The following is a 13,231-nucleotide window of genomic DNA, read 5'->3' on the forward strand; positions in this document are numbered from 1 at the left end:
CGAGCGGTGGAAAACCTCATCCTGAGCCTGTCGAAGGACGAGGTTTCGTCTCAAACCTCGGGCGCCGCCACGCCTTGGAAGGCTAGTCCTCGATCGCCTCGATCCCTTGCTGCTTCAGCACCTCCAGGTGGTCGCGCATGGCCCGCAGCTGCTCGGGCGCATGGCCGGTCCAGCCCGCCGCCTCGCCGACCACGCGCAGCGGGGCGCGGGTGCGGTACGACCGCGTCGGATTGCCGGGGAACTTCTTGTCGGTGACGTTGGGGTCGTCCTCGAAGGGCCCCGTGGGCTCGACGACGTAGATCCGCTCGCGCCCCTCGCCCTGCGCCAGCTCCGCGCCCCAGGTCGCTGCGTCGAGCGTGGCGGCGAAATAGACGAAGACGGCCGCCTTGCGTGATCCGTAGTTCGAGACCCGGCCGGCCTCGATCAGGTCGCCGGTCGCCAGATCGGCCTTCGTGCCGTGATAATAGGTCGTGGTCATGGTCGCCTCCGCGTCGAGAAGACCCCGCAGACTGCGCATATTTCGCCGCCCGCCAATTCTTGAACGCAGGTTTTTCGGGCCTAGATCTCTATCAGCCGCCGCGCCAGCGCAGGGCCTCGGCCAGTTTCGAGAAGGCCGGCGAGGCGTGCCGGCGGCTCGGATAATAAAGGTGGTAGCCGGAAAACGGCTCGCACCAGTCCTCCAGCACGGCCACCAGCTCGCCGCTCGCCAGGTGGGGCGCGGCCACGTCCTGGGGCATGTAGGCTAGGCCCAGCCCCTGCAGGGCGCCGTCCAGCCGCTGGCGGATGGTGTTGACCACCAGCTGGCCGTCGACCCGCACCTTGACCTCGCGGCCGTCCTTCTCGAACTCCCAGGCGAACAGTCCGCCATAGGTGGGCAGGCGCATGTTGATGCAGTTGTGCTCGGTCAGGTCCTGCGGCGTCAGCGGGCGCGGGCGGTCGGCGAAATAGGCCGGCGCGCCGACCACGGCCATGCGCAGGTCGGGGCCTATGCGCAGGGCGATCATGTCCTTGGCCACCTGCTCGCCCAGCCGCACCCCGGCGTCGAAGCCCTCGGCGACGATGTCGACCAGGCCATAGTCGACGGTGATCTCGACCCGGATGTCGGGATAGTCGGGCAGCAGCCTGGCCAGGCCCGGTTGCAGGGCCGACTGGGCGGCGTGCTCGCCGGCGGTGATGCGGATGGTGCCGGCCGGCCGCTCGCGCAGCTCGCTCAGCGCGGCGACGGCTTCCTCGATCTCCTCCAGCCGCGGCGCCAGGGTCGTCAGCAGCCGCTCGCCGGCCTCGGTGGGCGCCACGCTGCGGGTGGTGCGGGCCAGGAGGCGCAGGCCCAGCCGAGCCTCCAGGCCCTTGATCGTCTGGCTCAGCGCCGAGGCCGAGACGCCCAGCTTGGCCCCGGCCCGGGTGAAGCTGCGCTCCCTGGCCACCAGGGCGAAGGCGGCGAGGTCGTCGAGGCGCAGGGTCATTTGTAAGTCCTGCTAAAAACGACATGCCGATTATCGCGTCTAATGACGTGAAAGGGCCAGGCCTATCTTGCTCGGCATGCGAAGGCGTCGGGGGCTCCGCGTTCGCCGCAAGGAGATCCAAGATGCTGAAACGCAAACTCGGCCAGGGCCTGGAAGTCTCGGCCCTCGGCTATGGCTGCATGGGGCTCAGTGCAGGTTATGGCCCGGCCACGCCGCGCGACGAGGCCGTGGCGGTGATCCGCGCCGCCTTCGACGCCGGCGTCACCCTGTTCGACACCGCCGAGGTCTATGGCCCCTTCGCCAACGAGGCCCTGCTGGGCGTCGCCGTCGCGCCGTTCCGCCACGAGGTGGTCATCGCCACCAAGTTCGGCTTCGACGTCGACATGGAGACCGGCGTGCGCAGCGGCGGGCTCAACAGCCGTCCCGACCACATCAAGGCGGTGGTCGAGGCCCAGCTCAAGCGCCTGCGCACCGACCGCATCGACCTGCTCTACCAGCACCGCGTCGATCCCGACGTGCCGATGGAGGACGTGGCCGGCGCGGTGAAGGACCTGATCGTGGCCGGCAAGGTCGCCCATTTCGGCCTGTCGGAGCCCAGCCTGGAGTCGCTGAAGCGCGCCCATGCCGTGCAGCCGGTCACCGCGCTGCAGAACGAATACTCGCTGTGGACCCGCGACGTGGAAAGCAACGGCGTGCTGGCCCTGTGCGAGGCGGAAGGCATCGGCTTCGTGCCGTTCAGCCCGCTGGGCGCGGGCTTCCTGACCGGCAAGATCGATGCGGCCACGCCGCTGGCGGCCGGCGACTTCCGGACGATCTCGCCGCGCTTCACCCAGCAGGCCCGCGCGGCCAACATGGCGCTGGTCGACCTCCTCAATGCCATCGCCGCCGAGAAGGGGGCCACGCCCGCCCAGATCGCCCTGGCCTGGCTGCTGGCCCAGAAGCCGTGGATCGTGCCGATCCCGGGCACGACCAAGCTAGCCCGCCTGGCCGAGAACCTGGGCTCGGTCGAGGTCGAGCTGAGCGGCGCGGATCTCACCCGCATCGCCGTCGCGGCCGCCGGGATCACCATCCAGGGCGCGCGCCTGCCCGAGGACGTCCTCTCCAAGACCAACCGCTGAGCGAGGCGAGCCGATGAGCGAACATCAGACACGCGGCGGCGTCGACCGCCGCGGCCTGCTGGCCCTGGGCCTGGCCGCGCCGGCGGCCCTGGCGGCGACCGGCGCGCAGGCGCGGCCGACCAGGGCCACGGCCATGGATCGCCGCCGGCTGGGCAGGCTGGAGGTCTCGGGCCTGGGCCTGGGCGTCCAGAACATGAGCCGCACCTACCAGACGACCATCCCGTACCGGCCCGAGATGATCGACATCATCCGCAAGGCCCGCGACCAGGGCGTCACCTTCTTCGACGCCGCCGAGGCCTATGGCCCGCACGAGGTCGAGCGCATCCTGGGCGAGGGCGTGGCCCCGTTCCGCGACGAGGTGGTGATCGCCAGCAAGTTCGGCTGGAACATCGACCTGGAAACCGGCGCCCGCGGTCCCGGTCTCAACAGCCGGCCCGAACACATAAAGCTGGCGGTCGAGGGCATGCTGAAGCGGCTGCGCACCGACCGCATCGACCTGCTCTACCAGCACCGCGTCGACCCGGCCGTGCCGATCGAGGACGTGGCCGGCGCGGTCAAGGACCTGATGGCGCAGGGCAAGGTGCTGCACTGGGGCCTGTGCGAGATGGGGCCCAGCACCCTGCGCTGCGCCCACGCCGAACTGCCGCTGGCCGCCGTCCAGAACGAGTATTCGATGCTGTGGCGCGGGCCGCAGGCCTGGGTGCTGAAGGCCTGCGAGGAGCTGGGGATCGGCCTGGTGTGCTGGAGCCCGCTGGGCGTCGGCTTCCTGGGCGGCGCGATCGACGAGCGCACCCGCTACGCCGACGGCGACATCCGCAGGCTGGAAGGCCGGTTCGCGGCCGAGAACCTGCCGGCCAACCTGGCGCTGGTGACGCTGGTCAAGGACTGGGCCCGGCGCAAGGGCTGCGCTCCCGGCCAGGTCGCCCTGGCCTGGCTGCGGGCCCAGCGGCCGTGGATCGTACCGATCCCCGGAACAACCCAGATGGCCCACATGCTTCAGAACGTCGGGGCGGCCTGGGTGGTGTTCTCGCCCGCCGAACTCGCCGAGCTGAACGCCGCCGTCGCCGCCATCGAGGTCAAGGGCCTGCGCCTGCCGCCCGCCGTGCTGGCCTATTCCGAAGTCGAGGCCCCGCCGAAGGGGTGAGGAGGCCTGGCTCCCTCTCCCATAGGGAGAGGGTCGGGGTGAGGGGTTACGGCGTTCGACGGAGCGCCGGCACGCCGTCCGGCCTCGTAACCCCTCACCCTCCCAGGCTATCGCCTGGGCCCCTCCCTCTCCCTCTGGGAGAGGGTTTCCTCTGGCCTACCCCAATCCCCCCGCGATCACCCGCAGCGCCGGCTCGCGCCTGGGGCCGCGTTCGGGCCTGGGCCGGCACAGCACGATCTGCAGCGCCTCGACCATGGCGGCGCTGGCGGTCGCCTCGCCCGGCGTCACGTACAGCCCCATGGCGTCGGCCAGGGCCGCGCGGTCGAGCACGCCGGCCGTCTCCAGCCGTTCGCACAGCGGCAGCCAGGTCGCCGCGAACAGCTTGATCAGGTCGGTGGGCGTGAACTCGGCGACCTTGGCCGTCATCAGGCCGCCCACTGGCTGGAGGCGGCCGTGTCTCGCGTGCGGAACAGGCCGATGCGCGCGGCCAGTTCCGCGGCCTCGGCGTTGAGGGCGTGGGCGGCGGCGGTGGTCTCCTGGACCATGGCCGCGTTCTGCTGCACCACGCGGTCCATCGCGCCCATGGTGGTGTTGACCTCGCCCAGGTTCGAGGCCTGGTCGGCGGCCGAGCGGGCGATGGCGTCGATCTGGACGTCGATCTCGGTCACGCGGGCGACGATGCGCTGCAGGGCCTGCCGGGTCTTGCCCACGCGCTCGACGCCGGCGGCTACCTGGTCGCCCGAGACGGCCACCAGGGCCTTGATCTCGCGGGCGGCGTCGGCGCTGCGCTGGGCCAGCGCCCGCACTTCCTGGGCGACGACGGCGAAGCCCTTGCCCGCGTCGCCGGCCCGGGCCGCCTCGACCCCGGCGTTGAGCGCCAGGAGATTGGTCTGGAAGGCGATCTCGTCGATCACCCCGATGATCTGGCCGATCTGGCCCGACGAGGTCTCGATCAGGGTCATGGCCTCGACCGCCTCGGTGACCACGGGGTCCGAGCGCTGGGCCTCCTCGCGGGCGCGGGCGGCCGCGGCGTTGGCCTTGCGGGCGTTGTCGGCGGTCTCGTTGACGGTGGCGGTGATCTGGCCAAGCGCGGTGGAGGTCTCCACCAGGCTGGCGGCCTGGTCCTCGGTGCGGTTGGCCAGTTCGTCGGAGGCGCGGCTCATCTCGGCCACGCCCGCGCTCATGCTGGCGGCGTTGCCGCTGATCTCGCCCAGGGCCGCGCGCAGCTTGGCCACGGCGTCGTTGAAGTCCTGGCGCAGCGGCTCGTACTGGGCGGAAAAGCGGGTCTCCAGCCGCGAGGTCAGGTCGCCCCCGGCCAGCTGGCGCAGGGCGCTGGCCAGGTGCTCGACCACCTGTGTCTGCTCGGCTTCCATCGCCGCCTTCAGGCGGGCGCGCTCGGCATTGGCGCGGTCGGCGGCGGCGCGTTCGGCCAGGGCCGCGGCGTTGGCCTCGTCGGCGGCGCGGGCGGCGCGCTCGGAGGCTTCCGTGCGGGCGCTGACGGTAACGAACAGGCGCGAGACCCCGGCCGTCAGCCAGACCAGCGACCAGGCGGTGGTCACGGTCATGGCGGACCGCAGGGCCAGCGCCAGCAGGCTCTCGTCGGCGGCCAGCCGGTGGGGGAAGAGGCCGGCGGCCACGAGGTCGACGCCGATGACGGCGGCCGCCCCGGCCGCCACCACCCGCCAGTCGCCATAGGCCACCAGCAGGGCCAGGGCCGCCAGGAGGGCCAGGCGGGCCTCGTCCTGCAGGGGGTGGCCGCGGAAGGCCAGCACGAACAGGGCGACCTGGCCGACCAGGGCCAGGGCCGTGCACAGCTGCTGGGCCAGGCGGTCGCGCCACAGGCCGTAGGCGCCCAGCACCAGCACCGCCAGGGCCGCCGAGCCCGCCGCCGGGGCCAGCAGCGGCGCGCCGGCCAGCAGGCAGGCGATCGGAACCACCACGGCGCTGGCCGCAACGCAGCCGATCACCAGCTGGCCGCCGACCCGACGCTGGGCCTCAATACTGTCGAACTGGATCAAACGCACGCCCGCCTCCGGTATTTCACGGCAAGCATCCGGGATGAGCGTTAATCGGTCGTGACAAAACCGGCGAAACAACGCGCATGGTTACTACGTACCAATACGTATGAGGTGCTCATATATTCTCAAAATGAGATAGCGACGACATGCCTGGTTGGCTTTCCGATCGCGCGCGACCGTCCGGGCAATGTCCTGGTGCTGACGACGTCAACCTGTAGTGGCCCCGGGGCGCGGGCCTGTGTAAGCCTTGGCCATGGCTTCGAAGGTGCGAGACATTCTGCGGCGGCCCCGGGGCCTGATCGGCCGCTCCATCCTGGTGGTGGCGGCGATCGTGTTCGTCCAGCTGGCGGCCAGCGTCGCCTTCTACCAGGCGATCGACCGCCAGACCCTGCGCGAGGACCACGCCCGCCGCATCGCCGAACTGCTGGTGGTGGGCGATCGGGTCAGCCGCCTGTCGCAGGCCGATCTCGACCAGGTGATGACCTCCCGCTACCTCGAGGCCGAGGTCGTCGCCGCCCCGCCGCAGGCCCCGTCCCAGGCCCGCGCCCAGGCCGGCGAGGCCAACGCCATCATCCGCTATGTGCGCCAGTGGGAGCCGGGCCTGGCCAAGCGGCCCCTGCGCCTGTGGTCGGAGGACCAGTCGGACGGCGGTCGCGATCTCGTCGGCGCCATGGGCCTGTCGGACGGCCGCTGGCTGTCGTTCCGCTCGCGCCATTTCCCGCGCCCCTGGCCGATCGCCCTGCGCGCGGTGGCCACCACCCTGGCCTTCTCCCTGGCCTGCGTGGCGCTGGGGGCCTACGCCCTGCGCCAGCTGGGCGAGCCGCTGCGCCGCCTGGCCGAGGCCGCCGGCCGGGTGGGCGAGGGACCGCCCCAGCCGGTCGCCGTCGAGGGGCCGACGGATCTCGCCGAACTGGGCCGCGCCTTCAACGACATGCAGCAGCGCATCACCGGCCTGATCGAGGACCAGGCCCGGGCCATGGAGGCGCTCAGCCACGACCTGCGCACGCCGCTGGCCCGCCTGAAGCTGGCCTCGGACTATGTCGAGCCCGAGGACATCCGCGCCATGGTCGGCGGCAATGTCGACGAGCTGGAGGAGATGCTGCGCTCGCTGTCGGCCTGGCTGCGCGCCCAGCACGCGGCCAGCACCGCCGAGAGCGTCGACCTGCCGGCCCTGGTGCGCGCGGTGATCGCCCGCTGGCCCAAGCTGGCTCGCTACGAGGGGCCCAAGTCCCTGACCGTCAGCACCCATCGCGACCCGCTGGAGCAGGCCCTGATCCGCCTGGTCGACAACGCCGTGCGCTTCGGCGGCAAGGCCAAGGTGCGGCTGGTGGCTGACGATCCGGAAGGCCCCCGCATCGAGGTGCTCGACCAGGGCCCGGGCCTGACCGACGAGGTGCTGGCCCGCATCTACGAGCCCTTCTTCCGCGGCGACGCCGCCCGCGCCCGCGACACTGGCGGCTTCGGCCTCGGCATCCCCACCGCCGACCGCCTCCTCAAGCGCTTCGGCGGCCGCCTCCAGATCGCCAACCGCGACGGCGGCGGCGTGACGGCCAGCGTCTGGCCGCCGGCGGGGGAAGTGATAAATCTATAAGGCAGCGATGCCTCGTTAACAATTTAAGATTGTTAAGCTGCACCATAACGAATAACGTTGTTATCTGTCATGGGGGTGGCGATGGGCAGATGGGGACGGTGCGCGATCGGCGGCGGCTTGGCGGTCGCCCTGGGTGTTTCGCAGGGCGCGGCCGCCCAGTGCAAGCCGGCCAAAGAGCAGCTGCCCAGTCGTGTATCTAGCGTCGTGAAGTCGGCCGCCTTCGATCCGCGAAACCTGCTGAAGCCCATGCTGGAGCTGCGGATCGACCCGATGCTGGCGGCGGCGAGCCGCTACCAGATCGAGTATTCAGACCCGATCGACCCGCTGTCCCAGGGGGCGACCACGACCGTGGCCGTCGATCCCGCGAGCATTCAGGTGCTCGAGGAGGCCAAGTCCGGGGACAAGTTCCTTGATCTGCGCAGCGTGCCTCTGCTCGACGGTTATCGGCAGGCGAAGGTGGTGCTGGACGTTCCGGCGATCGACGTGAAGACGCCGTGGTTCAAGGCGGTGGCGGTTATTCGGGAGTTGGCCAATCGCGACCTGAAGCGGTTCGCGCCCCTGGTCGGCTACGGCGGCCAGGTGACCGTCGTTCCGCTTTTGCAAAGCGGCGAGGTCGAAGACGGTCAGTTCCCGCCGGACCAGACCGGCCGCCTGCGCGACGCCCTGGTGCTGATCGTTTTTGACAGATCGAGTGGGTTGGCGCCTTGCAACGGCACGCTGATCGGCAATGGACGGGTGCTGACGGCGGGGCATTGTCTGTCGCCGAAGATGACGGTGCTGATGGGGAGAGTTTGGCCGGAGGGCAGCAAGCTCTCGGGCGAGTTCTCCTGCCCCGGCAAGGTCAGCGCCAGCCAGACCGCGATCCGCGATGAACTGGGGCTGGCGATGGACATAGGGATCATCGACCTTCCGGCGGATTTCGCTCGATCACCGGAGGGGGCGCGCTTCGCCAGGGCGACGCTGCCGATCTCGCGCCCGGGCGTCGCGCCGGGAAGCTATCGAATGGCGGCGACCTGGACGGCCGAGCGCCAATCGATAGGCTTCGCGACGGACGGAAAGCGATACGCGCCCGACTATCTCGCCAAGCAGTTCTTTCAGCCGCCGAAAGGGGGCGGCCAGTCCGACTACTCCTGGTGCCAGGCGCCGGCTCCGGTCGATCAGAAGAAGTGCTTGAAGCAGGGATCGCTCAGCAAGGATGGCTGGCGCCATCGATGCCCCAGCGTGATCGGCTTGAGCGGGGCCCCGTTGTTCGACGGCGCGGCGCGCGACCTCGCGGTCATCGCCGTCAATACGGGCGACAGCGATGCAGAGCCCAACAGCTGCGCGACGGCGGCGTCCACGCTTCCGGCGCTCGACTGACGGTAAAAATAGGGGGATCCAAGATGAAGTTCCTGAGAAACGCGGCCCTGCTGACCTCGGTCGGCACGGTCGCCCTGAGCGGCTGCGCCACGACCCAGCACCTGGCCAAGCCCATCGAGGCCTATGGCAAGGCGTTCGGGGCGGTGGACACGGCCTTGGGCGACAACGGGGCGAGCTATCGCCGGGCGACGCGGGCGGGTCTGCTGCACGAGGCTCAGGCCGGTTTCGTTGGCGGCGGCGACGTCGCGCTGCGCGCCTTTCTCGGTGTCGCCGAACAGCCCGAACCAACGAACGTCGAGCCGATCGCCGATCTTCTCCTGTGCAATCCGCTGAAGGCCTCGGGGGCCGCGGCTCGCGGCCAGGCCGAGGTGAAGGGGCTGGGCGACACCCTGAGCGAAACGGCCAAGGCCTCGCCGGAAACAGTTGTGGGCCTCTATTCGGCGCTTCGCAGCGGCTACGACGTCGCCCTGCCCGAGGCGACGCAGCAGCAGACGGCCCTGGCCGACGCGCTGAAGGGGGCGTGCCAGTCCGTGGCCTTCGACAGCTTCGGGCGGGCGCCGGACGGGGCGGCGTGGCAGGATCAGGATCTGGCGGAGCTCTATGAGATCAACGGCAAGGGCTGGCGTGTGGGCTCGGCCGAGGGCGCCGGCTCCCACACCAGTGTCGCGGCGGTCTTCGCCCTGCTGACGGCGATGAAGGAGGTGGTCGTGCTGATCGGCACGGCGGCTGACCAGGCCATGCGTGAAAAGGCGATCCGCGAGTTCTTCGCCAACGAAGAAAAAGTCCAGGAACTGCGTCTCGCCATCCTGTCGATCGACCAGGCGGCCCGGGTGGCCGAGCTCGGCTCGCGCCTTGACGCCAAGAGCACCTTCCGCGCCCGCTGGGTCGCTTACGCCCAGCTTCAGAAGCCAGGGGCGCGGCCAGCCAGCATCGGCTCGGATCCGGCGCTGCTGAAGGCCTATCAGGACCTGCTGTCGGCGTCCGCGGAACTGGATGTGGTCGCGCGCAGCCGTGCCAGCGACGTCGTCGCCAAGCGCACCCTGGCCGAGATCACCGCTTGCCGCACCCCGCCGCCGGGCGACGCGTCGCCGCAACTGGTGCTGGGCGCCAAATGCCCGCGTACGGCGCTGGGGGCTGCGCTGTTCAAGGCCGTCGATCGGCTGCAGCACGCCGCGACGCTCGATTGGAAGAAGATGAAGCCGGAAGACCGGGCGGCCTATTACGAGGGCGCGTTCGCGGTGATGACCTCGCTGGTCGATCTGTCGGGCAAGCTGGCCGGCTTCGAGAACGACAAGGAGAACTTCCGCAAGCTGCAGGACGTGCTCGAAGACCTGTCGATCTGATCTGATCTGATCTGATCTGAGCGGATCGGGGCGGATAAGGGAGCCGGCGGGCAGGCCGGCTCCCTCGTCGCCGTTTCGAGCCCCTCCCTCAAGCGCTCCATCCCCCGTCGATCGTCAGGGCCGCGCCCGTCATGTAGCCGGCGTCCGGTCCCGCCAGCCAGGCGGCCAGGCCCGCCACCTCGCTCGCCTCGCCGATGCGGCCCAGCGGCAGGCGGGGGGTGATGTAGTCCATCAGGTCGGCGGTCATGTCGGTGGCGATGGGGCCGGGCTGGATGGTGTTGACGGTGATCTTGCGGGACGCCAGGTCGAGGGCCGCGCCGCGCGCCAGCTGGGCCACGGCCGCCTTGGTCATGGCGTAGACGCTGGAGCCGGGCGTGCCGATGTGGCCGGCGGTGTTGCTGCCGATGACGATCACCCGGCCGCCGTCGGCCAGGTGCGGGGCGGCGTAGTGGATGGCCGCGAACACCCCGCGCACATTGACCGCCAGCATGTGGTCGAAGTCGGCCAGGGCGAACTGGTCGATGGTGCCGGCCTTCAGCACGCCGGCGTTGACCACCAGCACGCCCAGCCTGCCAAGGCGCGTCACGGCGGCCTCGATGGCCGCGCGCACGGCCTGCGCGTCGGCGCTGTCGGCCTGCAGGGCCAGGGCCGTTCCGCCGGCCGCCTCGACCTCGGCGGCCAGGGCGGCGGCGGGGCCGGGCGAGGCGGCATAGGTGAAGGCGACGGGCCGGCCCTCGGCGGCCAGGCGGCGCACGATCGCCGCCCCCATGCCGCGCGAGCCGCCCAGCACCAGGGCCGGGGCGTCGGGGGTGAAGCTGCTGTCGGTCATCTTGGAAACCTCGTTATGGACTGATTGGTCCATAACCTGTGCGTTCCGGATCGATCGGTCAAGAATAATTCTGGACTGATCGATCCAGATCGCTAGGATGCGATCATGGCCAGACCTTCCGAATTCGATCGCGACGAGGCGATCGCCAGCGCGATCAGGGTGTTCGCCCGCCACGGCTACGAGGCCGCCTCGACCAGCGCCCTGATCGAGGGCATGGGCATCGGCCGCCAGAGCCTCTACGGCGCGTTCGGCGACAAGCGCCGGCTGTTCCTGGAGGCCCTGCGCCGCTACTCGGACGGCTCGCTGGCCCAGATGACGCAGGCGCTGGAGGGCGGCGGCTCGGCGCCCGAGGCCATCGAGGCGGCGCTGCTGGCGGGCCTGGGCGACGCCGAAGACCTGGAGACCGGCTGCCTGGGCGTCGGCTCGATCGTCGAGTTCAGCCGCAGCGACCCCGAGGTCAACGCCCTCAACGACGCCGCCGCCGCCCTGGTCGTGGCCGCCTTCGCCGCGCGGGTGAAGGACGGGATCGCGGCGGGCGCGTTCGACGCGGGCCTGGACGCCGAGGCGGCCGGCCGCATGCTGCTGACCCTGCGCTCGGGCCTCAAGGTCGCCGCCCGCGGCGGGGCGGGGCAGGACGAATTGCGGCAGGCCGCGCGGCTGGCGCTGCGCGGATTGCGGTAGGGGCGGGCCCCTAGGGCGGATCGACCTTCATCATTTCTGGTCGTTTCTCACCGAGTTTCCCCGCGAAGGCGGGGATCCAAGCTGCATTTCAGGAGACGGCGCGGCCGCGAGCGACCCGCAACCTCCGCTTGGGTCCCCGCCTTCGCGGGGAAGAACGGATTGAGGGGACGGCCGTCGGTGAATGTCGATCGGCCCCTAGACCGATGCGGCGTCCAGGGCTTCGCGCACGGCGGGCTGACGCGAGCGGCTGACGGGCAGGGGCGCGCCTTCGCTCAGGTGCAGCCGCCAGCGGTCGCCGTCGCGCTCGAGCCGCTGGGCCTGGGCGAGGTTGGCGATCACCGAGCGGTGGACGCGCAGGAAGCTGCCTGGAAGCTGGGTCGACAGGCCTTCGAGCCGGGCGGCGTGCAGCAGGCTGCGGCCGCCGACCAGCCGCAGCTCGACATAGTCGTCGGCCCCGACCACGGCCAGGATCTCGGCGATCGGCACCAGTTCGACGCCCTTGGCCGAGGCCACGGTCAGCCGGTCCGGGCGGCCGGCGGCGCGGGTCAGGGCGGCTTCGCGGCCCTGGTCGTCGCGACCCAGCCGCACCACCTCGACCACCAGCAGCGGCAGCAGCAGGCCTGCGGCCAGCAGGAAGTAGGAGAAGTCGGCCAGCCATTCGGGGAAGCCCAGGGCCAGGGCGAGGAACAGCGCCAGATAGGCCAGGGCCGGTCGCGCGCCCGGCGTTCTTGCGCGCACGCCCGCGGCGACCGGCAGGGCCGCCAGCGCTACGCCCAGGACCAGCGCCCAGACGGTCTTGCCGTCGAAGCCCGGCGCCAGGGCGGTGGCGCCGACGACGACCAGGGCCAGGCCGATCATCGGCCGGCGGCCCCGGGGCAGGAACCGGCTGGCCGCATAGGCTGTCAGCAGGACCGCGAAGGCCGCCGCCAGCAGCCAGATGGCGCTCATCCGCCAGGCATGCAGCGGATAGGGATAGTCGATCAACGCCCGCAGGCTCTCGACCACGGCCTGCAGCGCCGCGATCGCGGCCATGGCCGCCAGGATCAGGCTGGAGCCGGTGCGGCGCAGGGCGTGGATCACGCCGAAGCCGAAGGCCGCCGCCAGCAGCGCGCCCGTCGCCGCGAAGGTCACCGCCAGGAAGCCGGTGCGCTGGGGATAGGGATAGGGCCAGACGCCCAGCGCGCTGATCGGGGCCGCGAAGCGCAGGCCGCCGTGGAACGACGACAGGCGCAGCACCAGGGTGTTCGCGCCGGGCCGCCACAGGGTCTCGCCGATCGGCAGGATGGCCTGGTAGCGGCCGGGGGTCTCGGCCCGCGCCGCCCCGCCCGGCTGGCCGTTGGCGCCCAGCGGCCGGCCGTTGAGCCAGGCCTGCGACGAGGCGACGCCCGCCACGTAGAGGGCGCGGGGGCGATCGTCCGTCGGCGCCGCCAGGGTCGAGCGGATCCACAGCTCGCGGCCCTGCGGATCGACGACGCCCGCGATCGGCCGGCAGTCGCTCAGCACCGGTCCGTCCGGCCCGGCCACGCCATGGCAGGCTTGCCAGGCCGGGCCTTGAGGCTGGGCCCGAACCAGGGTCGGCAGGCTCGCGACGAGCAGGGTGAGAAGCAGGATGCGCCACATGGCTTCACCGTATGGCGCCGTTCGCCGAGTCGCGCCGCCATTCGCCGATCCAAGGCCGCCGTTGG

12 protein-coding genes are annotated in these 13,231 nt (G+C 71.2%); 6 read left to right on the top strand and 6 right to left on the bottom strand.

Going from position 1 to position 13,231, the window contains the following annotated elements; all coding sequences use genetic code 11:
* Positions 1-82: 82 nt before the first annotated feature.
* Positions 83-517: an NAD(+)--rifampin ADP-ribosyltransferase gene (gene arr, locus ACODR1_RS20800; RefSeq protein WP_488882139.1), complete on the bottom strand. Its 435-nt coding sequence runs from the start codon at positions 515-517 to the stop codon at positions 83-85.
* A gap of 52 nt (positions 518-569) precedes the next feature.
* The gene (locus tag ACODR1_RS20805; RefSeq protein WP_488882140.1) at positions 570-1,463 is read right to left on the bottom strand and encodes a LysR family transcriptional regulator; all 894 of its coding nucleotides are present in this window, start codon (positions 1,461-1,463) and stop codon (positions 570-572) included.
* A 122-nt stretch (positions 1,464-1,585) separates the two neighbouring features.
* Here ACODR1_RS20805 and ACODR1_RS20810 point away from each other — a divergent pair, with 122 nt between their 5' ends.
* Together ACODR1_RS20810 and ACODR1_RS20815 are read left to right on the top strand one after the other, a co-directional pair.
* Positions 1,586-2,581 carry an aldo/keto reductase gene (locus tag ACODR1_RS20810; RefSeq protein WP_488882141.1) on the top strand — a complete coding sequence of 332 codons (996 nt, stop codon included), beginning with the start codon at positions 1,586-1,588 and terminating at the stop codon, positions 2,579-2,581.
* A 13-nt stretch (positions 2,582-2,594) separates the two neighbouring features.
* A complete protein-coding gene (locus ACODR1_RS20815; RefSeq protein WP_488882142.1) occupies positions 2,595-3,725 on the top strand; it encodes an aldo/keto reductase in 1,131 nt (376 codons plus the stop codon).
* A gap of 156 nt (positions 3,726-3,881) precedes the next feature.
* Here the strand turns inward: ACODR1_RS20815 and ACODR1_RS20820 are convergent, their stop codons facing one another.
* Together ACODR1_RS20820 and ACODR1_RS20825 are read right to left on the bottom strand one after the other, a co-directional pair.
* Positions 3,882-4,151, bottom strand: a complete 270-nt coding sequence (locus tag ACODR1_RS20820; RefSeq protein ID WP_488882143.1) for a hypothetical protein — start codon at positions 4,149-4,151, stop codon at positions 3,882-3,884.
* Positions 4,151-5,743, bottom strand: coding sequence for a methyl-accepting chemotaxis protein (locus tag ACODR1_RS20825; protein WP_488882163.1), 1,593 nt, complete (start codon positions 5,741-5,743; stop codon positions 4,151-4,153). Before ACODR1_RS20825 ends, ACODR1_RS20820 begins: the two co-directional genes overlap by 1 nt.
* A gap of 253 nt (positions 5,744-5,996) precedes the next feature.
* Between ACODR1_RS20825 and ACODR1_RS20830 the strand changes: the two genes are divergently transcribed.
* From ACODR1_RS20830 to ACODR1_RS20840, 3 genes are all read left to right on the top strand, one after another.
* Complete coding sequence (locus ACODR1_RS20830) at positions 5,997-7,334, top strand: ATP-binding protein (protein WP_488882144.1); 1,338 nt, start codon at positions 5,997-5,999, stop codon at positions 7,332-7,334.
* A 117-nt stretch (positions 7,335-7,451) separates the two neighbouring features.
* A complete protein-coding gene (locus tag ACODR1_RS20835) occupies positions 7,452-8,693 on the top strand; it encodes a trypsin-like serine protease (RefSeq protein ID WP_488882145.1) in 1,242 nt (413 codons plus the stop codon).
* Between the two features lie 23 nt (positions 8,694-8,716).
* A complete protein-coding gene (locus tag ACODR1_RS20840) occupies positions 8,717-10,036 on the top strand; it encodes a hypothetical protein (protein ID WP_488882146.1) in 1,320 nt (439 codons plus the stop codon).
* 88 nt (positions 10,037-10,124) lie between these two features.
* Here ACODR1_RS20840 and ACODR1_RS20845 read toward each other — a convergent pair whose 3' ends face one another.
* Positions 10,125-10,865, bottom strand: a complete 741-nt coding sequence (locus tag ACODR1_RS20845; protein ID WP_488882147.1) for an SDR family oxidoreductase — start codon at positions 10,863-10,865, stop codon at positions 10,125-10,127.
* Positions 10,866-10,970: 105 nt separating this feature from the next.
* Here ACODR1_RS20845 and ACODR1_RS20850 point away from each other — a divergent pair, with 105 nt between their 5' ends.
* On the top strand, positions 10,971-11,546 hold the full coding sequence (locus tag ACODR1_RS20850) for a TetR/AcrR family transcriptional regulator (protein WP_488882148.1): 576 nt from the start codon (positions 10,971-10,973) through the stop codon (positions 11,544-11,546).
* Positions 11,547-11,741: 195 nt separating this feature from the next.
* On the opposite strand, the gene ACODR1_RS20855 is transcribed toward ACODR1_RS20850, so the two are convergent.
* Positions 11,742-13,166: a LytTR family DNA-binding domain-containing protein gene (locus ACODR1_RS20855; RefSeq protein WP_488882149.1), complete on the bottom strand. Its 1,425-nt coding sequence runs from the start codon at positions 13,164-13,166 to the stop codon at positions 11,742-11,744.
* Between the last annotated feature and the right edge of the window lie 65 nt (positions 13,167-13,231).

It is taken from the genome of Caulobacter sp. FG7, from assembly GCF_057808875.1.